The organism is Butyricicoccus pullicaecorum DSM 23266, assembly GCF_900167005.1.
In the GTDB taxonomy this organism is placed as follows: Bacteria; Bacillota; Clostridia; order Oscillospirales; family Butyricicoccaceae; genus Butyricicoccus; species Butyricicoccus pullicaecorum.
Genome location: NZ_FUXW01000002.1, coordinates 147971 through 165907, shown reverse-complemented (window position 1 = coordinate 165907; position 17937 = coordinate 147971). Strand labels below are relative to the sequence as shown.

At 56.8% G+C, this 17937-nt stretch carries 21 protein-coding genes; all 21 read left to right on the top strand.

What is annotated here, in order from left to right:
* Positions 1 to 19: 19 nt before the first annotated feature.
* On the top strand, positions 20 to 745 hold the full coding sequence (locus B5D52_RS04925; RefSeq protein ID WP_016146490.1) for an HK97 family phage prohead protease: 726 nt from the start codon (positions 20 to 22) through the stop codon (positions 743 to 745).
* Positions 746 to 763: 18 nt separating this feature from the next.
* The gene (locus B5D52_RS04920) at positions 764 to 2293 is read left to right on the top strand and encodes a phage major capsid protein (RefSeq protein ID WP_016146489.1); all 1530 of its coding nucleotides are present in this window, start codon (positions 764 to 766) and stop codon (positions 2291 to 2293) included.
* 19 nt (positions 2294 to 2312) lie between these two features.
* Positions 2313 to 2726 (top strand): hypothetical protein, encoded by a 414-nt coding sequence (locus B5D52_RS04915; RefSeq protein ID WP_016146488.1) that lies wholly within the window; start codon positions 2313 to 2315, stop codon positions 2724 to 2726.
* Positions 2727 to 2738: 12 nt separating this feature from the next.
* Complete coding sequence (locus tag B5D52_RS16075) at positions 2739 to 2876, top strand: hypothetical protein (protein WP_016146487.1); 138 nt, start codon at positions 2739 to 2741, stop codon at positions 2874 to 2876.
* 28 nt (positions 2877 to 2904) lie between these two features.
* Complete coding sequence (locus B5D52_RS04910) at positions 2905 to 3528, top strand: hypothetical protein (protein WP_016146486.1); 624 nt, start codon at positions 2905 to 2907, stop codon at positions 3526 to 3528.
* 2 nt (positions 3529 to 3530) lie between these two features.
* A complete protein-coding gene (locus tag B5D52_RS04905; protein WP_016146485.1) occupies positions 3531 to 3962 on the top strand; it encodes a hypothetical protein in 432 nt (143 codons plus the stop codon).
* A 3-nt stretch (positions 3963 to 3965) separates the two neighbouring features.
* The gene (locus tag B5D52_RS04900) at positions 3966 to 4319 is read left to right on the top strand and encodes a hypothetical protein (RefSeq protein WP_016146484.1); all 354 of its coding nucleotides are present in this window, start codon (positions 3966 to 3968) and stop codon (positions 4317 to 4319) included.
* The gene (locus tag B5D52_RS04895; protein WP_016146483.1) at positions 4316 to 4846 is read left to right on the top strand and encodes a phage neck terminator protein; all 531 of its coding nucleotides are present in this window, start codon (positions 4316 to 4318) and stop codon (positions 4844 to 4846) included. Before B5D52_RS04900 ends, B5D52_RS04895 begins: the two co-directional genes overlap by 4 nt.
* 15 nt (positions 4847 to 4861) lie before the next feature.
* On the top strand, positions 4862 to 6337 hold the full coding sequence (locus tag B5D52_RS04890) for a DUF3383 family protein (protein ID WP_016146482.1): 1476 nt from the start codon (positions 4862 to 4864) through the stop codon (positions 6335 to 6337).
* A gap of 14 nt (positions 6338 to 6351) precedes the next feature.
* Positions 6352 to 6741 carry a phage structural protein gene (locus tag B5D52_RS04885; RefSeq protein ID WP_016146481.1) on the top strand — a complete coding sequence of 130 codons (390 nt, stop codon included), beginning with the start codon at positions 6352 to 6354 and terminating at the stop codon, positions 6739 to 6741.
* A gap of 310 nt (positions 6742 to 7051) precedes the next feature.
* Entirely contained in the window at positions 7052 to 7342 is a 291-nt protein-coding gene (locus B5D52_RS04880) for a hypothetical protein (protein ID WP_016146480.1), read from the top strand.
* A 169-nt stretch (positions 7343 to 7511) separates the two neighbouring features.
* Entirely contained in the window at positions 7512 to 10259 is a 2748-nt protein-coding gene (locus tag B5D52_RS04875) for a phage tail protein (RefSeq protein WP_016146479.1), read from the top strand.
* Positions 10260 to 10274: 15 nt separating this feature from the next.
* Complete coding sequence (locus B5D52_RS04870) at positions 10275 to 10871, top strand: phage baseplate protein (protein WP_016146478.1); 597 nt, start codon at positions 10275 to 10277, stop codon at positions 10869 to 10871.
* Positions 10872 to 10884: 13 nt separating this feature from the next.
* Positions 10885 to 11241, top strand: a complete 357-nt coding sequence (locus B5D52_RS04865) for a phage baseplate plug family protein (RefSeq protein WP_016146477.1) — start codon at positions 10885 to 10887, stop codon at positions 11239 to 11241.
* A 1-nt stretch (position 11242) separates the two neighbouring features.
* Positions 11243 to 12085 carry a phage protein gene (locus B5D52_RS04860; RefSeq protein WP_016146476.1) on the top strand — a complete coding sequence of 281 codons (843 nt, stop codon included), beginning with the start codon at positions 11243 to 11245 and terminating at the stop codon, positions 12083 to 12085.
* A gap of 15 nt (positions 12086 to 12100) precedes the next feature.
* Positions 12101 to 12733: a Gp138 family membrane-puncturing spike protein gene (locus B5D52_RS04855; protein WP_016146475.1), complete on the top strand. Its 633-nt coding sequence runs from the start codon at positions 12101 to 12103 to the stop codon at positions 12731 to 12733.
* 9 nt (positions 12734 to 12742) lie between these two features.
* Positions 12743 to 13111: a contractile injection system sheath initiator gene (locus tag B5D52_RS04850; RefSeq protein WP_016146474.1), complete on the top strand. Its 369-nt coding sequence runs from the start codon at positions 12743 to 12745 to the stop codon at positions 13109 to 13111.
* Positions 13111 to 14289 carry a baseplate J/gp47 family protein gene (locus B5D52_RS04845; protein ID WP_016146473.1) on the top strand — a complete coding sequence of 393 codons (1179 nt, stop codon included), beginning with the start codon at positions 13111 to 13113 and terminating at the stop codon, positions 14287 to 14289. Before B5D52_RS04850 ends, B5D52_RS04845 begins: the two co-directional genes overlap by 1 nt.
* The gene (locus B5D52_RS04840) at positions 14286 to 15056 is read left to right on the top strand and encodes a hypothetical protein (protein ID WP_016146472.1); all 771 of its coding nucleotides are present in this window, start codon (positions 14286 to 14288) and stop codon (positions 15054 to 15056) included. The genes B5D52_RS04845 and B5D52_RS04840 overlap by 4 nt, the downstream gene beginning before the upstream one ends.
* A gap of 2 nt (positions 15057 to 15058) precedes the next feature.
* A complete protein-coding gene (locus tag B5D52_RS04835) occupies positions 15059 to 15868 on the top strand; it encodes a hypothetical protein (RefSeq protein WP_016146471.1) in 810 nt (269 codons plus the stop codon).
* Positions 15869 to 15885: 17 nt separating this feature from the next.
* On the top strand, positions 15886 to 17742 hold the full coding sequence (locus tag B5D52_RS04830; protein ID WP_016146470.1) for a hypothetical protein: 1857 nt from the start codon (positions 15886 to 15888) through the stop codon (positions 17740 to 17742).
* The last annotated feature ends 195 nt before the right edge of the window (positions 17743 to 17937 follow it).

Below are 17937 nucleotides of genomic sequence, written 5' to 3'. Positions count from 1 at the left end.
AGGAAAGGAGGAAAACCGTATGGCAAGCAAGGGAAAACGTACTGCTGGAAAAGCGCCGGCAACCCGCGAGTATAAGTCGTTTAAGTTCGAGCTGGAAAGCGCGGACGAGAGCGGCGAGTTCTCCGGGTACGCAGCTGTGTTTGGGAACAAGGACAGCGGCGGCGACATCATCGAAAAAGGCGCATTCTCCAAGACCATCAGGGAGGATTTTGACCGCATCAAAATCTTGTCGCAACACACCGATTGCGAACTGCCCATCGGCAAGCCGCTGGAATTGCGTGAAGATGATAAGGGTCTTTTCATCCGGGGCAAAATCAGCGACACCGCCAAAGGCCGCGATATTCAGACGCTTATGAAAGACGGCGTTCTAAATGAGCTGTCCATTGGCTATGACGCTGTTGAGTTCGATTACGACAGCGAGCAGGGTGTGCGCCGGCTGAAAGAAATCAAGCTCTGGGAAGTTTCCATCGTCACTTGGGCGATGAACGACCAAGCTAAAATTGATGAGGTCAAGTCTTTGGTGGAGGGCCTTAGAACCGAAGTCAAAACGGGCAAAATCACCCGCGCAAGACTGGACGCTTTGAAGCCTTTCATCGCGGTAGTCCGTGAGCTGGCTGACATTCTCGGCCCGTTTCTGGAACCCACCGCACCTGATGACCCGCCTGTGCAGAACAACATCGTGAAGTCCAACAACCCCGTCAAGCAAACCAAGAAATCGGAGATTGTCTTCGAGATTATCCCGTAACACAAGGAGGAATTTGAAATGAAACTTACTCAGGAACAGCTCGCTGAGCTGATTGCCAAAGTGTTTACCAACCTCGACGAGAAGCGAAAGGCTTGCAAGGAGAAAGGCGAGGCCGTGTCTGACGGCATTTCTACCGAGGAGATCCTTGCGGAAGTGACCGCTATCCTTGAGGGTGAGGGCGGCGTGGCTGACCCCACCGCCACCAATGACCCCGCTGCCAATCCCGCTCCCGCTCCTACTGCCGACCCTGTTGGTGGTGATAAGGGAGAGGGCGAGGGCGTTTCCCCTGAACTCATCGCCGCCATCATCGCGGCCCTTGAGGGTCAGGGCGTCAAGAGCGCCACTGGCGCTGGCGAGAAGAAGTCCGGCGGCCCCGGTGTTCAGAAGCAGCCCGAGCGCAAGTATGCCAACCTGTTTCTTTCTACCGGCTCCGGTCCCGACGGCGTGAAGCAGAACTCTTTCCAGACCCGTATCGCGTCCATGTCCGCGCCTGAGCGCCGCAAGACTGTATACGGTATGTTTGGCCGCGCTGTGAAGTGCATCCACGCCTCTGGCGGCGACATCGAGAGAGCGGCTTTCACCGCCGAGCGCAAGTTCGGCGATGCGGATATGGCGCACGAGTTCAAGGCGCTGTCCGCTACTGTTCCCGCTGACGGCGGCTACCTCGTTCCCGAGGTGTACGCCAACGAGATCATCGAGCTGCTCTATCCGTCCACCGTCATTTACAGCCTCGGCGCCCGCCGTCTGGGGATGGCGAACGGCAACCTGAACATCCCCAAGATTAAGACCGGCTCCCGTGCTCTGTTTGCCGGTGAGAACCGCGCTATTTCCCGCAGCGCACCCAAGTTCGGCAACCTCAAGCTGTCTGCCAAGAAGCTGACCGCCCTCATCCCCATGAGCAACGACCTGCTCCGCTCCACCAACTTTGACAATGATGTCATCGTCGGTCAGGACGTTACCAAGCAGATGGCTCTGGGTGTTGACTACGGCGCACTGCTCGGCACCGGCGGCGAGTTCCAGCCTTTGGGCATCACCAAGAACAAGGGTGTGCTCAACATCGACGTTACCAGCATTGATACCGAGTATTCCAGCAATCAGGGCGTCCTGACTGCTGCGTTCCCGAACTATCTGGTGGCGTCCGTTTTGAAGAACAATGTTTATGCTGATGGTCTGGGCTTCGTGTTCAACACCAGCGTGGAGCAGTTCTTCAAGTCCCTGCGCGATGAGGTCGGCGGTTTCATCTTCGCTAAGGAGATGAATGAGAACGGTACTCTGGTGGGCTACCCCTACAAGACCACCAACCTGCTCGAAACCACCGGCGGCAAGACCCAGATTGTGTTCGGCAACTGGAACGACCTCGTTATCGGCGAGCAGGGCGCACTGGAAATCGAAACCAGCCGCGAGGGTTCTTGGACGGATGACGCGGGCAACCTCGTTTCCGCTTTCGAGAACGACCAGACCCTCATCCGTGCTATCAACAACGTGGACACCGGCCTGCGCCACGACGAGAGCTTTGCCGTGGCTACTAAGGTCTCCGTCCCTGTGTAAAGTGAGGAGGTAACTGAACATGAAAAGAGAACTCATCCAAAACACCAAAGTGATTCCTTATAAGAGCGGGGACGCCATCGACCGCGAGAGATTCCTTTCGGGGGTTCTCGCTGTGTCCCTCGGCGCACCCACAGGCGATCCTACCGGAATCACCGTGAAGATTGCCGTTACTGAGTGCGACACTCAGAGCGGCAGCTATACCGCTGTCGAGGACAAAGATGTGTTCGTTGACCACACTGCCGATGGCGAGGGCGCTATCACCCTCACCGTCGACAAGTCCGGCAACGAGCTGCACAACCTCGACCTTGACCTTGCGGGCTGTAAGAAGTTCATCAAGATTACCGTCACCGTGAACTGCACCGGCGGCACGTCTCCCAAGTGCGAAGCCACCTGTGCGATTGCGCTGGGCGACAATGCCGTCCAGCCCGTGTAAGGAGGGCTGATTATGTCTCGCGTGTATAAACAGCAGCCGGGTCCTACCGACAACAAGGCTGAGGTCCCCGCAAAGGAGACTAAGCGCACCAGAACCACCAAGCCCGTCGAAAAGGACGAGCCGAAAGAAGACAGCGACGACGGCGAATAGCCGTCGTTGCCCCATTTAGGAGGCCCTTATGCTTGCAGAGAACGCATTGACTACCCTTGAACGAATGAAGCTAATGCTCGGCTTATCCGACATCGAGGACGAAAAGGTCAACCTAATTGTCGAACTGCTGATAAATAAGGCTTCTTCGTGGATTGAGCGTCAGACCGGCAGACATTTGGGCAAACGCTCGTACCGTCAGTGGTACGATGCGGATGGGCAGCAGGAACTCGTCACGGTAGAATACCCCATCATCAGCGTTGAGTATGTCAAGGAGGAGGGCCGATTGGTAAACCCGAACCGCTATGACTATTCTCAAACCGGAGATGTGGGAGTTATCTACCGTGACGAGGGATGGATGAAAGCCGGGTATCGAAAAGGTCTGGCGTACGACATCGTTGCGCCGAAGCGCGTTATCGAGGTGAGCTACACGGCTGGGTACGTCCTGCCGAAAGACGCCACCGATGACGAGCCGCAGACCCTCCCCGCAGACCTTGAGGGGCTTGTGTGGGATATGGTGTCGCAGGCGTACACGAACCTGCAAAACGGGTCGCAGGGCCTCAGCTCGTTCTCCATCTCCGATGTGACGTGGAACTTTGACAAGACACAGAAATCGGAGTGGATGCAGCTCGTAAACCTGTATCGGAGGTATTGATTATGGATGTCAATGTTATCCTGAACGATTTCGAGCGGCTGAAAAAAGCCTGCGACGATATGGCCGGCAAGAAGATCCTCGTGGGTCTTGTCGGCGGCGTAGATTCCGAAGTTCTAAAAATCGCCATCGCCCACGAGTACGGCACAGAGAAACTGCCGGAACGGTCCTTTATCCGGGCGAGCTTTGATGCAGACCAAGCCAAGCTGGGTGAAATCGTGTCGGGCGCAATCGGAAAGGTGCTGTCTGGACAGACCTCCGCAGATGCCGCCGCCAACGCCATTGGCGCTCAGGCGGCCCAGATGGTGCAGAACTTCATTGACGACAATCGGGTAAAGCCGCAGTCGGATTTCACCAAGAAAACGCAGCACACGACGCTGTATGAGACCGGTACGCATATCCGCGACCGTATCACATACAAGGTTGAGGAGGTATGACCCATGTTTTTCGCAACTCCAAAACTGCCGAGGGCGCTACTGCACATACTGACAGTTTCCAACAGGACGTTCGTGCGCGACCCCGCAGCCGGCGGGCAGTCCAGACCTGTTGACGAGCCGGTAACGTCCTTTTGGGGGATTGTGATGCCGCTTTCCAACTTGGACTTGAAACGCTTGCCGGAGGGGTCGTACACGTACAATTCTCAGAAGCTCTACACCGATGACCCCGTGGAAATTAAGCCGGGGCAAATCATTCTGGACACCTACGACGGGCAGAAATACACCGTCACGCAGGAACTCTCCCACAATTCCATCCACCCGATGGTCCGCTATATCGTGGAGGGGGTGAAAAAGTGACGTTCGCTCAGGCCCGTAACGCGATTGTGTCTGGGTTGGAGGCCCACATCGGCTGTCCTGTCAACCTGTCAGAGCAAATCGCAGATATGCCCGAATACCCGTACTGCTATTACAGCGTTCTCGCTCCGAGAATACCGGAGTATTCGTTCGGCTTGCGGGAGATTATTGAAACTCCCGACGGGCCGCTGCTCGTCCGTTCCGAACAGGTGTCGGCTACCATGTCGTTCACCTTTTGCAGCACGAATCGGGAAACCGAGGACGGCTACATCTTTGGCGAGGACGAGGCACTTGAACTCGCGGAAAAGGCAAACGGTTTTTTCCTGCTCAACGCCCACAATATCCAAACCGAGCAAGGCGAGGTCGTGATAGTCAATGTGGGGTCAGTCGCAAGCCGATCCAGCTTTTTCGTGGAGGACACGATACGCAGGTACGGGTTCGATATTCGCTTCTCCTATGTACGAACCGACACGATGCCCGCCACTCTGGTGGAGCGTCCGGGAAACCCCATAGGGGATATTAAGCAATAAAGGAGGAATCGCCAAATGGCAAAAGACGTAATTGTCGTTGTGCAGCGGGACGCGCTGCCCAGCGAGAAAGAAAGCCTCGACATTCTCCTTGTATCTACCACCGGGGATTATCCGGTCGGAACGTACAGAGATGTTGAGAGCGTAAAAGCCGTGTACGGCCCGGAGGGTGCTTGCCCTAACGCAAAGGTCGTGCGCAAGGCTACCACCCTGCTTAATCAGGGCAAGACCACGCTGGCTACCAGCCTCGTGAGCAAGTTCAAAATCGTCAGCTTTGACCCCGCCAGCCCCGTTGTGGCTGCGGCCGCAAAGCTCGTCTGCACTTTTAGCGGGTCTATTGACATCGCCACAAAAAAGAGCCTCTGGTTCCGTTTTGGCGGGGACAGCAAGGCCGTTGTAAAGATCACCACGTCTTCCGCTGTGTCCTCTGCAAACGACCTCGCCGCACTGTTCAACAGCACAAGTTTCACCAAAGGCGGCAAGACCTATTCCGCTGCGGTGTCCGATGCGACCGTGACCTTTACCGCCACCGAGGAGGGCGAAGCAGACACTATTCCCGAAACCGTGGACGTGTTCACCGATGAGCACCTGTCCAAGCCCGTGACTACCGAGTGTACCGCTCCTACCGCCAAGTTCACCAACGGCAAGGACGCGAAAACCGCTGCGGAGAGCTTCATCGAGCAGATTAAGAAGTTCCAGTCCGAGGTTGACAACGACTGGTACTATCTCCTGACCGACAAGGACGAGGACGAGTATGTCATCGCTCTGGCGAAGTTTGCAGAGGCCAGCGAGCCAAGCGAGGCAGAGCTGGGCGCGGGCGTGGAAGACCACCGCAAGTTCTACATGGGCCAGACCAGCAACAAGGCGTTCGTGTGCAACACCGCCCGCGCCGCTGTCATCTACGCCGATGCAGACAATCTGAATGAGGAGCCTGACGCCTCCTATACGGGCAACGTGGGGCCGTTCTATCCCACAAGCGTAACGTGGAAGTTCAAGCGTCCGCAGGACGGCAACGCCTCCACGACCAAGCTCATCACGCTCCCCCTGCTCACCGACGGCGAGCGGGAGACCCTGCTTGAAAACCACGTGAACTTCTTGACCGAGGAGTACAAGCGCCAGTACGTCAAGGACGGCACTTGCCTCAACGGTGAGTTCATCGACGTGGTTCTCGGCGGGGACTGGATCGCCAAACGTATGCGCGACCTGCTCTACGACATCCTGCTTGAAAACGCTAACATCAACTATGGTGATGACGGGTTCGGCATGATTGGCACGGCAGTGTTGCAGGCTCTGGCAGAGGCCACAGACCTCAATATCATCGCCCGCGACCCGGAGAGCAAGACCGGCGTGTTCACCGTTGTCATCCCGAAGTATGCGGAGAGCACCGAAGACCAGCGCCGCAACCGTGTGATGCCGGACATCACGTGGGAGGCTCAGCTGGCAGGCGCGGTCCATCAGGTAAAAACCAAAGGCGTCCTCCGTGCGACGCTGTAAAGGAGGGATAGACCATGTTAGCTACGTTTGACCCGATGAAAGTCAATGTGTCTTTCAACAACCGGCAGCTCCGTATGTTCGGCGAGAGTATGTTCACGCTGGCCCGTGACGAGGCCAACGTCACGCTGAAAAAGGGTGTAAAGGGCGACAGCACCTACATCCTGAATGCGAACAAGGCGGGCAAGCTCACCATCACGCTGTTGCAGGATTCTCCTGACGTGGCGTACCTTGAGCAGTGCGCCGAGAAGAACGTGATGGCGAACCTTGCTATCACGGATGCCAACGACAGCGGCTCCGTTTTCTTCGCCCAGAACTGCATGGTGGAGAAGCTGCCTGACAGGGCGAGAGGCAAGGAGGCCGCTGATGTCTCCATCGTGTTCCTCATCCCCGACATCCAGCTGTAATTGCTGAAACATTGAGTTGAAACATCCCGCCCGAATTCAAGTATTAGGCGCGAAAGTCTAAGTTTAGGCGGGAAATTCAACCAGATGTTTCAGCCCCGAATGTTTCAATGTTTCGGCCAATGTATCGCCAATGTTTCGTCTCAAACCCGCACCGTTACTGGCTTTTGCAGGTATTTGAAACATTGAAACATTCATTCTTAATAGAGTGTGTAAATAGGGAGAATAGAGAGTAATGTATATCTCCGTCTCCCTAACGCGCCTATGCGCGCGTAATGTATAAAACGCCAATGTTTCAGAGGAGGATTGACCTATGGCAAGAACAAAAACCGTCGTCGTCAACGACGTTGAGTACCAGCTGCAAAGTGTAAATTTCACGTGGTATTCCAACCTGACCGACCTCTACATCAACCCTGCCAACGGCAGGAAGAACACGGCGAAGTACGCCGACGCTCTTATCAAGGGCTGTGTGACCGCCCCCGCTGAGGTGGCTAAGGCCGGTCTGAAATACTTTGACGAACAGGACGACCTCGCTACGCCGGGTGAGCTGGTGCGCGAGATCGAATCCTTTCTTAGCGAACGAACTAAACTGCAAGGCCGCTAAAAGCCGCGCTCGTAAAAACGAGCGGTTTTGGCGGCTTGTGTTCTGCATGGGCGGCGTGACCTATTCGGAGCTTAAAGAGATGGATCTGTATGAGTTCTCCGAGACCGAACAGGCCCGCCTGCTCTGGCAGGACGAATGGAACAAGAAAGATTGAGAGGAGGGATGAACTGTGGATGAAGCCCGCAGTGTATCGTACAGCATAAATGTACGCGCAAACACGTCGCAGGCAGAAGCCAGCATTCGCAACGTCACGAGCAGTCTTGGTGGCTTGCAGGGCAGCGGCGGCAGAATCAATATCAGTGCGGATAGCTCTCAGGCTGATTCGAGCATCCGAAATGTCACGAGCAATCTCGGCGGTTTGCAGTCGCAGGCCAGCAGCGTAGGCTCGGCGTTCCGCAGTTCTTTCCTTGCCGGCGTGGATGGAGGAAATACCTTTTCCTCCTCCCTGCGTTCCGGCGTCGGCGGGGCTTTCTCCTATGTAATGGGGCAAGCAAACGCCTTTAGAGAAAATGTTGTATCGGGTGCGCAGAACATCGCAAATGGTTTTGCGCACCCGATTTCTACAATCCGAAACGGGCTGGGCAACGCGATTCAGTCCGCAAAGGACAGGTTCACTGACTACATCAGAAACGCAGAACGGGCCGCCACCGCAACAGACGACATGGGCGGTTCTGCCGGCGGCGCCAGACAGGATGTTTCCAATCTCGGCGAGGCTGCCGAGGAATCCGGCGGCAAGTTTGAAAAGCTCGGCGGCGTTCTGAAAGGTGCGGGGGCTGCTATCGCGGGTGTTTCCGCAGCTGCCGCCGCAGGAGCTGTGGCGCTCGGTGTGCAGGTCGTGTCTGCCTATTCCGATTATGAGCAGCTTGTCGGCGGTATTGATACTCTGTTCGGCAAAGCCTCTCAGACGGTACAGGCAAATGCGGCGAATGCCTACGCTACCGCTGGTATGTCAGCGAACCAGTACATGGAACTCACCACGAGCTTTTCTGCCAGCCTGATTAAGTCTCTCGGCAACGACACTGACAAGGCTGCATCCTATGCGAACAGCGCGATTGTGGATATGTCCGACAACGCGAACAAAATGGGTACAGACCTTGAGCTTATCCAGAACGCGTACCGTGGATTCTCCATGCAGAACTTCACCATGCTGGACAACCTCAAGCTCGGTTACAGCGGTACGCAAGAGGAAATGGAGCGGCTGCTGAGTGACGCGGAGAAGCTGTCCGGTAAGAAGTTCGACATCTCCAATTTCGCAGATATAACCGAGGCCATTCACATTATCCAAGAGGATATGGGGATTGCCGGCACGACGGCGTTAGAGGCGTCGGAAACGATTGCCGGTTCTATTTCCAGTACAAAGTCGGCAATCGGGAACCTGCTTGCCGGCCTCGGTAACGCAAATGCCGACATCGGAATGCTCGTCGATAATGTGGTGGACAGCTTCGGGAACGTGGTGAAAAATGTCACGCCCGTAGTTGAAAACCTTGCTGCTGCCCTGCCTGACGCAATAAGCAAGGTTATACCGGCGATAGGTTCGCTTTTGCCCACCCTTGTGAGCACGGCGGGCAGCGTGTTCGGTCAGGTGCTTACGTCCATTATCGCCCTGCTGCCGCAGCTTATTCCCGTGGCGGTAGACGCTATTTCCCTTATTGCGGAGACGCTGCTTGAAAACGTCCCGCTGATTGTGGATGCGGCGGTTAATCTGGTGGACAGCCTTATCGGAGCAATCGGTGATCTGCTGCCCATGTTTGCAGAGGCAGCGGTTCAGATTGTGGCTAATCTGGCGACTGGCCTCGGCGATTCCCTGCCGACGTTGATTCCGACCATCATCGAGGGCTTGATGTCTGCGGTGAACACCCTGATAGAGAACGCCCCTCTGCTCATGGAGGCGGGTATGCAGCTCCTGATGGGGCTGGCGCAGGGTATCATCGAGGCAATACCGATGCTCATTGAGCAGCTCCCGCTGCTTATTGAGGGCATCCTGACGTTCCTGACGGAGAGCCTGCCAATCCTCTTGGAACAGGGCGCGCAGATTATCCTGATGCTCGTGAACGGTATCATCAACGCAATCCCGATTCTGGTTGAACAGTTACCCATTATCATCACATCCATCGTGGAGTTCATCAGCGGGAATCTGCCGGCCATTCTTGAAACCGGTGTGAACGTCCTCATCCAGCTGGCAGCAGGTATCATTCAGGCCATCCCGCAGCTGGTGGCGCAGCTGCCGCAGATTATTTCTGCCATCGTAAATGGCATCGGGGCGCTGATTGGCTCTATCGTTGAAGTCGGTAAGAATATCGTGCGAGGTATCTGGGACGGTATCACGGCTATGGCAGGATGGATTAAAGACAAGGTAACAGGGTTCTTTAGTGGAATCGTTGACGGCGTTAAGGGCTTTTTGGGAATCCACAGCCCGTCCCGTGTGTTCGCCGGCATCGGCAACAACATGGCCGCTGGTCTTGGGCAGGGCTTTGAGAACACAATGGGTGGCGTGACAAAAGACATTGAGAACGCCATTCCGACCAAGTTCGATATGCCCGCAATCAACGGTCCCGCAAACGCCGCTTTCAAGGTGAACCCGATTGTAGGCGACGCTCCCGCTCCTGTGGTGGCTGACGCCACATATTCTGTCACGCCGGTGGTGGGCGACTTTGACCCGCCCGACCCGAATACGGAGGACGGAGACGGTGACGGTACGCACGTCGATGTCCCAGACCCAGATCCGGTTCCCGGCGGCGGTGGCGGCAGCAGTCCTGCGTTTGCTCCGCAGATTACCGTCATCGTTCAGGGCAACGCGGATGAGGAATCCACGGAGAACCTGAAAACCTCGCTGCGCGATACCGTCCGTGAGCTGTATAACGAGTTCCGGGAGGAGGAGCGCGAGCGAATGGTGCTTAAAAACCAATACGCTTACTGATAGGAGGGATTGAGAATGGCGTATGTGCTGAGAGGGAGAAAAGGCGGCACGGTCCGTTTCATCCCGCTCGAAAACGGCGTAATTGAAAAGGAAAGCGAGAGTTACAGCAGCTCCGTCACCTCCAACCCCGTGGAGGACGGGGCTGACATCGACGACCATGTGAACAATGCGGCTGGTACGCTGAACATCTCCGGCACGATTATCGGGGGCGACGGGGCAATCAACGCCCTAAAGTCCATGCGTGACCGCCGGGACGTTATCACATACATCGGCGTAACGCGGATGAACAATCTCGTTTTCACCAGCTTAAAGTTTGACCGGTCTTATAAAAACCGGCACGGCGCGTCTTTTTCGGCCACGCTCAAGCAGGTGCAGATGACTTCATCGGAGTTTGTTCCGATGGACGCCGAGCTTGCTATGACGAGCCAAGACGCGGGGAAAAGCCAGAACCCGCAGCTTGCCAGAACGGTGAGCACGGGCATGGCGATTTTGGCTATCCAGTCCGTAAGCTCTACCGCTGCGGCGGCGCTGAGGTCCGTGAACGTATCGGGCGGCAGCGCCGCCCCGCTCACGCGGCTCACCGGCGGATACGACGGTCTGGTGCGGCGTTGAGGAGGTGTGAGGTATGGCGCTGCAACTGATTGACCTGAATGAAGATATTGAGTACATCAACATCGACGCATCGAAAGTGCCGTACTCATTCTCCATCAAGCTGACCGACAAGACGTTCAGTTTTACGGTCAAGTACAATGACACCGGTGGGTTCTATACGATAGACCTGCTTGACGCAAACGGGAATGTCCTCGTGTTCGGTGAAATCGTCCGCTATGCCCGCCCGCTGTTCAACGTGGTGGAGGACGAGCGGTTCCCGATACCGGTTATCATCCCCTTGTGCATTACGGGAGACAGCATTTCGGAAGTCACAAAAGAGAACTTCGGGAAAGACGTGAAGCTGTATCTCAGGGAAAGGACGGTGCAGTAACATGGCATTCTGGATCAGGGACGCAACGCTTACCATCGGCAACAAGCAGTATTCCCTCGGCGGCCTGAATTTCACCTTTGAAATCCCGTTTGAGGACAGCGACGAGCCGCCTGTGGCGACGGTAAAGGTCACAAACCTTTCCGCAGCCACGAGAGCTGGCATCAAGAAAAACGACCCTGTTGTGCTGAACGCCGGATATGAGGGCGATGTCGGCTGCATCCTCATCGGGAAAGTGGTCGGCCTGAAACACAAGCAGGCCAACACCGACTGGACCTCAACCCTGACGGTACAGCCGTGCGCTGACGAGATACTCGGCAGCCTGATAAACAAGACCTATGCAAAAGGGATAAAGGCGTCTGCCATCGTGCGCGACCTGCTGAACATCTTCGGCGTGGAGGTGTCCAAGTGCGAGCTGACCGAGGACATCAGCTACCCGCGAGGGCGGGTGTGCCGGGGAAATTTGAAGCAGGTTCTGACAGAGATTGTGGTGAACGAGTGCAAGAGCCGGTTCATCATCCGGGCGACAGGGCAAATCTACATCACCAAAGCGGACGACGGCATCAACAACGGCGTGACCCTCACCTCCGCTACCGGCCTGCTGAGGGCTGATGAGGAGAAAGTGGCGATACCGTATGAGACTGACCTGAACTCCCAGAAAACCGGCGAGGACCGGGACGATGACACCATCTCCCGCTCCTGCCTGCTCAATTATCGGATAGCCACCGCCGAGGTGGTGAAAATCCAGTCGAGCAACCTGAATGGCCGTTTCATCGTGGTGAAAGGCTCCCACAAGGGCGGCAGAACGGGCGATTGGGAAACTTCGATGGAGCTGAAACCTTATTGAGAAAGGAGCTGCGGAATGTCCGCTATCAACGAATACGAATACCAGCAGATCCACGACAAGCGGCTTGCGGAATCCATCTGCGTGGCGGCTACCGTCAAGGTCGTGGCGTTTGACCCCGCGAAGATGACGGTGGACGTTCAGCCGCTCTCGAAGCATTTGCAGAACGGGAAGTATGAAAGCCAGCCGCCTATTTTGGGCGTACCTGTGGCGTGTACCCGCTGCGGCGGGTTTATCACAAGGCCGTGGATAAAGGCGGGAGATACCGGCGTGGTGGTCTACCTCGACCACGACATGGACAGCACCGTTACGGGTGGCAAGGAGGCCAAGCCCCTCACGGAGCGCAACCATGCCACGACGGACGCTATTTTCATCGGCGCAATCGTGGCTGGCAGCTACTCGTCCTCCGGTCTTCCGTCAGACAGCCTTGTCCTCGCCGCTGAAAACGGCAGCGTCTACGTGGCGGTATCTGCGGCAGGGGTTGCGATAAAAGGGGACCTGACCGTGACGGGGAACGTGGACAGCTCGGGCAACATAAGCGCGGCTGGCAACATGACCGCTGCCGGCGATGTCCTTGCCGAGAGCAGCATAAGCGGCGCCCACCACACGCACCCCGGAGATTCGGGAGGTAGAACGGGGCAGCCCGGATAAGGAGGCAGTATGGATAACATGACACTGCTTATCGACCCGGAATCAAGGGATTTGGTGTTTGACACCGACGGGTCGTTCAAGAAGATATACGGGGACGACACCACCGTCCAAAACGTGCGTCACACGCTCCTTGCGTGGAAAGCGGAGTTCTTCGCTGATGAGACGCACGGCACTGATTATGAGAGCATCGTCGGCCAGAGCATGAACGACGTTGACGATGACGAGATAAAAGAGGTCATTCGGGAGGCTGTGTTTCAGGACCCCGATGTGTCTCAGATTGATTCAATCTCCGTCTCCTACGAGGGACGGACAATAACTGTTGAACTCACCGCCACCCTGTCGGATGGCGAGAAAATAGCATTGGAGGTGACGGCATAATGGCGAAGACCACAGATTGGGGCTTGACGGACGCTGGTTTCAGACGCCCCACATACGCGGAGCTGCTGGACGCTCTGGAATACAAAGCTCGCGAGCTGTACGGGTCGCGGGCAAACCTGACTGTTCGCTCCCCGCTCGGCGTGTTCCTGCGCATCTACGCTTGGATGCTGAACCTCTTGTTCTCCACGCTGGAAGATGTGTATAACAGCCGGTTCATTGACACGGCTGTCGGGACGAGCCTCTATAACCTCGGGCGAGCAATCGGCTTGAAGCTCCTCGGAGCGCAGAAAGCGGTCGGCTACCTGACCTTTACCGGCGAGGACGGCGTGGAGGTCCCGGAGGGCTACCTTGCTGAAACGACTGCCGGCGAGCAGTACATTACCCTGCAATCCGGCGTGATAACCAGTGGGAGCGTCACTCTTTCCGCGACCGCTGTTGTGCCGGGGCCTGACGGGAATACGGAGAAGAACACCATCACCAATATCGTAAACCCCATGAGCGGCATCGAAGCCGTCACGAACGCCTCTGCGTTCGAGGGCGGCAGAAATACGGAAACCGATGCGGAGTTCCGTGAGCGGTACTATCTGTCCGTGGACTTTGCGGGCGGCGTGAATATTGACGCCATCGTCGCTGAGATCTACGAGAGCGTTGAGGCTGTCATAGCGGTGGCTGGCGAGGAGAACGATACCGATGTCCAGAGCGAGAGCGGGCTGCCTCCCCACTCCATCGAGATTATCGCCTATGGCGGCCTTGATGAAGATGTGGCGGGGGCAATCTTCCGCAGAAAGGCGGCGGGCATCCAGACCTACGGAAACACTTCCGTTTCTGTCGTAAGCTCTGCCGGCACGACGCACAAAATCAAGTTCAGCCGCCCGACGCCCGTGAACGTCTGGGTGAAAATCACCGGCCTGAAAACCGACAGCGTGTTCCCGCTTGACGGGATTGACCGTATCAAGCAGAACATCGTTGAGTATATCGGCTCCAACACGAGAGGCGGTATGGCTATCGGGCAGGACGTGATTTGCGTCACTCTTCCGACCGAGGTGCTTAAAGTGCCGGGGGTTGTTGACTTCGACCTGCAAATCAGCTCAAACGGCTCTGTGTTCAGCCGTGAGAACATCACGATTGCGGCCCGTGAAAAGGCGGTCACTGACGAAAGCAAGGTGACGGTCGAATGAGGAACTATCTTTCTGAAATGCTGTACGCGCTGACAAGCGCATACACGAGAAAAGACTACAATAACCGCCGCCGTGACCTCCCCATTGAGACGAACATCGGAAAGCTGTTCGCCATCCTCGCATGGGGGCTGGATTCCGTCGAGGAGCAGACCGAGCTGATAAAGCTGTGGGAGGACATCGACTATGCGGAGGGCGCGGTCCTCGACCGGTACGGGGCCAATTTCGGCGTTGCTCGTATCAGCCCTGATGACAGGTTCTACCGCATGGCGATTAAGGTGAAGCTGATGGCGCAGCTTTCCGGCGGCGACATCAACACTGTTATCGAGGCGGCAAGCGCCCTGCTGGAAGTGGATGTGTCCGAAGTCATGCTTGATGAGGTCTATCCTGCCAAAATCGAGCTGTTCGTAGACCAGAAGCTCCTATCCCCGGAGCGCATTGAAATGCTGGATTTGATTGCTGAGGCCATCAAGCGAATCCTCGCGGCGGGCGTGGGGCTGCGCCTTTACCTGCGGACCCACAGCACCTACCGCCACGAGCTTGTCGTGCGGCACTGCGGATATGCGGCGACCGAGCAGAGCGCCCCTCCGTTTACAGAGGACAGGGGCGCCAGAATGACCCTGAAAACGCTCTACGGCACGTTCCAGCCCACGGAGGTATCTGCGGCCCACCCGCCGCAGAACCGGGCGCATACGGCCACGCAGGAGGGCGCTGGGGGCGCTGTGTACCACACCAGAATCAAATCCAAACGAGTTGACAAGGAGGAATAAGAATGTCGAAGTTTGAGGACGGCAGCTACGGCTCTTTGACCGGTATCGCTCTTATCGGAAAAGTCCTCGCCGGACGCTGCCAAATGCACTACACAAAAGCCGCCGTTGGAAACGGGACAATCCCGGAGGGGCTGACACCGAAGACCATGACAGGCCCTGCCGGGTATGTGATGGACGCGCAGATTGCGGCGGTATCGAACCCTGTGGACGGCGAGTGTCAGGTCACGGTCCGCATCAAGAGCGAGAGTGTTGAATCCGGCTTTTACCTGACGAACATCGTCCTGTTCGCGGAAGATCCCGACGATGGCGAAGTCCCCTACACCTATCTGTGCTTGGAGAATGAGCCTGAGTGGATTCGCCCCGCAAGCTCTGTCGTGGGGAAACTCGCAACATTTGATTTGATCGCTGCGGTGGGCGATGTGGACACGGTTACGGCTGTGATTGACCCGGAGGCCATCGCCACCATCGGCGAGGTCGAGCAGGCCATTTTAGAGCACAACAACGACCCTGCTGCGCATGGCGGGCTTTCGAGTATTGAGGAGCGGTCGCTTACTATCCCAAAAACCGGATGGGACATCGGGGCGTCCGAGGCTCCTGCGGGCGTCTACTACGTGGACATCCCGCTCGACAGTGTGACGGAGGCACTGATTCCGATTGTCAACGTCCAGCCGAAACAGCTTGCAACGGCGAAGAAGTGCGGGCTGTACCCTGTGTGCCGCACCCTCTCCGGTGGAATCCGTCTCTACGCGGAAAAGGCCCCGGAGAGCGAAATCACAGCAACGGTGGTTCTTATGAAAGAGCCTGAAAACTAAAAGAGGAGGAAACACTCATGGCGTATGGATCTGTAAATATCCTCGGCGTGAGCGCGTCTGAGCTGGAAACGGTCAGGGCGCTTGCGCAGGACGCAAAAGAACTTGCGGAATCCGCATCTGAGGCCATCACAGACCTCACGAACACAATCAACGTCGTTCCGTCCCCAAGCGGGACGCTGACCTTTACGGGCCGCCAGCAGTCCCCTACATGGCTGAATTACGATGAAAGCAAGCTCACCCTCGGCGGCACAACGCAGGCCACGAATGCCGGTACTTATGAGGCGACGTTCACGCCGAAGTCCGGGCTTAAGTGGTCTGACGATACGGAGACTGCTAAGACCGTTCAGTGGACTATCAACCGAGCGTCCATCGCAACGCCCACGCCGAACGGCAGCCTGACCTACACAGGCTCTCCGCAGTCTCCTACATGGACAGACTACGACACCGGCAAAATGTCCATCAGCGGCACGAACTCCGCTACCAATGCGGGAACCTACGGCGCAATCTTCACGCCGGGGTCTAACTACAAGTGGGCAGACGGGACTACGACCGCGAAGACGGTGAACTGGACGATTGGAAAGGCGGCAGGCTCCCTCAGCCTTAACCCGACCAATATGACGCTGAACAACACAACGAAGACCGGGACAATCACCGTAACCCGTGCGGGCGATGGCGCGATTTCTGCCGTTTCCGGCAGCTCCGGGATTGCCCAAGTCAGCGTCAGCGGAAACAAAATCACGGTCACAGGAAAAAGCTCCGGTGTGGCTACCATCACGGTAAAGGTAGCCGCCGGCACAAACCACACGGCCCCTACGGATAAAACTTGCAGGGTCGAGGTGAACTTCGTAAATATCTACGGCGCAAGCTGGGACGGCACGAGTACCACAAAATGGACGAGAACCGATAAAGCCGCCGGCTTTATTGACCCAGTTCCTTATGTGGCCGGCGCGGGCAGTTACAGCTCGCCGTTTGACAATTTGCAGCCGTGGGCAGGAATGACAAAGACCACGCGCTCCGGTAACTCGATGGTCGCTATCCCGAAGTTCTGGTACAAGCTCACCAAGAGCGGCAGCAGCATCAAAATCCAGATCGCAGACCAAGCGACCGCTGGCTTCTCGGTTTCCCCCGCCCACATGAACAGGGGCGACGGCCGTGGCGAGCGGGACGTTGTTTACATCGGCAGGTATCACTGCGCCAGCGACTACAAGAGCAAGACCGGTGTGTCGCCGAAGAACAACATCACCCGAAGCGCGGCAAGGTCCGGCATTCACGGCCTCGGTGCGAACTTCTGGCAGATGGACTTCGCCATGCGGTTCACCATCTGGCTGCTCTACATCGTGGAGTTTGCTGACTGGAATTCTCAGGCGAAAATCGGCTACGGCTGCGGCAACAACAGCGATGTGCAGAATATGGGAGCGTCTGACAGTATGCCTTACCACACCGGCACGATGCAGACCTCCCGCACGACCTACGGCGTGGGTGTGCAGTACCGCAACATAGAGGGCCTGTGGGATAACGTGCTGGATTGGATGGACGGCTGTTACTATAACGGCAACGGGCTGAATCTCATCCTGAATCCCAACAATTTCAGCGACAGCAGCGGCGGCACGAGCGTCGGTACGCCGTCGAGCGGTTATCCGTCCGCATTCAATGTCGCTACGGCTGGCGGGTTCCCGATGTTCTATCCGACTGCTGCAAGCGGCAGTGATTCCACGTACTCGTGCGATTACTGGTACTTCGGCTCGTCGTACCCGTGCCTCTTCGTTGGTGGCTACTATAGCCGCAACACCAACCGCGGTTTGTTCTGCGTCTACTGCAACGGCGTGTCGTACTCGCACTCGAGCATCGGCTGCCGCCTCCAAGAACTCCCTTAATGGGGGAGCGTGAGGGGGCGAAGCCCCCTCACAAGGGACCCGCGCGGAGCGCGGGGACCATCCGGGGCTACCTGTGCAGTACCGATGTCAACTGTTCGGCGTGACGTGCGATAACTGGAACTTCAACTCGTCGAACCCGTGCCTCTACGTTGGTGGCAACTATAACCGCAACACCAACCACGGTTTGTTCTACGT

What these genes read in the sequence shown, in the direction of transcription:
- B5D52_RS04925 (WP_016146490.1), top strand. Translation starts at nt 20, where the DNA reads ATGGCAAGCAAGGGAAAACGTACTGCTGGAAAAGCGCCGGCAACCCGC.
- B5D52_RS04920 (WP_016146489.1), top strand. Translation starts at nt 764, where the DNA reads ATGAAACTTACTCAGGAACAGCTCGCTGAGCTGATTGCCAAAGTGTTT.
- B5D52_RS04915 (WP_016146488.1), top strand. Translation starts at nt 2,313, where the DNA reads ATGAAAAGAGAACTCATCCAAAACACCAAAGTGATTCCTTATAAGAGC.
- B5D52_RS16075 (WP_016146487.1), top strand. Translation starts at nt 2,739, where the DNA reads ATGTCTCGCGTGTATAAACAGCAGCCGGGTCCTACCGACAACAAGGCT.
- B5D52_RS04910 (WP_016146486.1), top strand. Translation starts at nt 2,905, where the DNA reads ATGCTTGCAGAGAACGCATTGACTACCCTTGAACGAATGAAGCTAATG.
- B5D52_RS04905 (WP_016146485.1), top strand. Translation starts at nt 3,531, where the DNA reads ATGGATGTCAATGTTATCCTGAACGATTTCGAGCGGCTGAAAAAAGCC.
- B5D52_RS04900 (WP_016146484.1), top strand. Translation starts at nt 3,966, where the DNA reads ATGTTTTTCGCAACTCCAAAACTGCCGAGGGCGCTACTGCACATACTG.
- B5D52_RS04890 (WP_016146482.1), top strand. Translation starts at nt 4,862, where the DNA reads ATGGCAAAAGACGTAATTGTCGTTGTGCAGCGGGACGCGCTGCCCAGC.
- B5D52_RS04885 (WP_016146481.1), top strand. Translation starts at nt 6,352, where the DNA reads ATGTTAGCTACGTTTGACCCGATGAAAGTCAATGTGTCTTTCAACAAC.
- B5D52_RS04880 (WP_016146480.1), top strand. Translation starts at nt 7,052, where the DNA reads ATGGCAAGAACAAAAACCGTCGTCGTCAACGACGTTGAGTACCAGCTG.
- B5D52_RS04870 (WP_016146478.1), top strand. Translation starts at nt 10,275, where the DNA reads ATGGCGTATGTGCTGAGAGGGAGAAAAGGCGGCACGGTCCGTTTCATC.
- B5D52_RS04865 (WP_016146477.1), top strand. Translation starts at nt 10,885, where the DNA reads ATGGCGCTGCAACTGATTGACCTGAATGAAGATATTGAGTACATCAAC.
- B5D52_RS04860 (WP_016146476.1), top strand. Translation starts at nt 11,243, where the DNA reads ATGGCATTCTGGATCAGGGACGCAACGCTTACCATCGGCAACAAGCAG.
- B5D52_RS04855 (WP_016146475.1), top strand. Translation starts at nt 12,101, where the DNA reads ATGTCCGCTATCAACGAATACGAATACCAGCAGATCCACGACAAGCGG.
- B5D52_RS04850 (WP_016146474.1), top strand. Translation starts at nt 12,743, where the DNA reads ATGGATAACATGACACTGCTTATCGACCCGGAATCAAGGGATTTGGTG.
- B5D52_RS04845 (WP_016146473.1), top strand. Translation starts at nt 13,111, where the DNA reads ATGGCGAAGACCACAGATTGGGGCTTGACGGACGCTGGTTTCAGACGC.
- B5D52_RS04840 (WP_016146472.1), top strand. Translation starts at nt 14,286, where the DNA reads ATGAGGAACTATCTTTCTGAAATGCTGTACGCGCTGACAAGCGCATAC.
- B5D52_RS04835 (WP_016146471.1), top strand. Translation starts at nt 15,059, where the DNA reads ATGTCGAAGTTTGAGGACGGCAGCTACGGCTCTTTGACCGGTATCGCT.
- B5D52_RS04830 (WP_016146470.1), top strand. Translation starts at nt 15,886, where the DNA reads ATGGCGTATGGATCTGTAAATATCCTCGGCGTGAGCGCGTCTGAGCTG.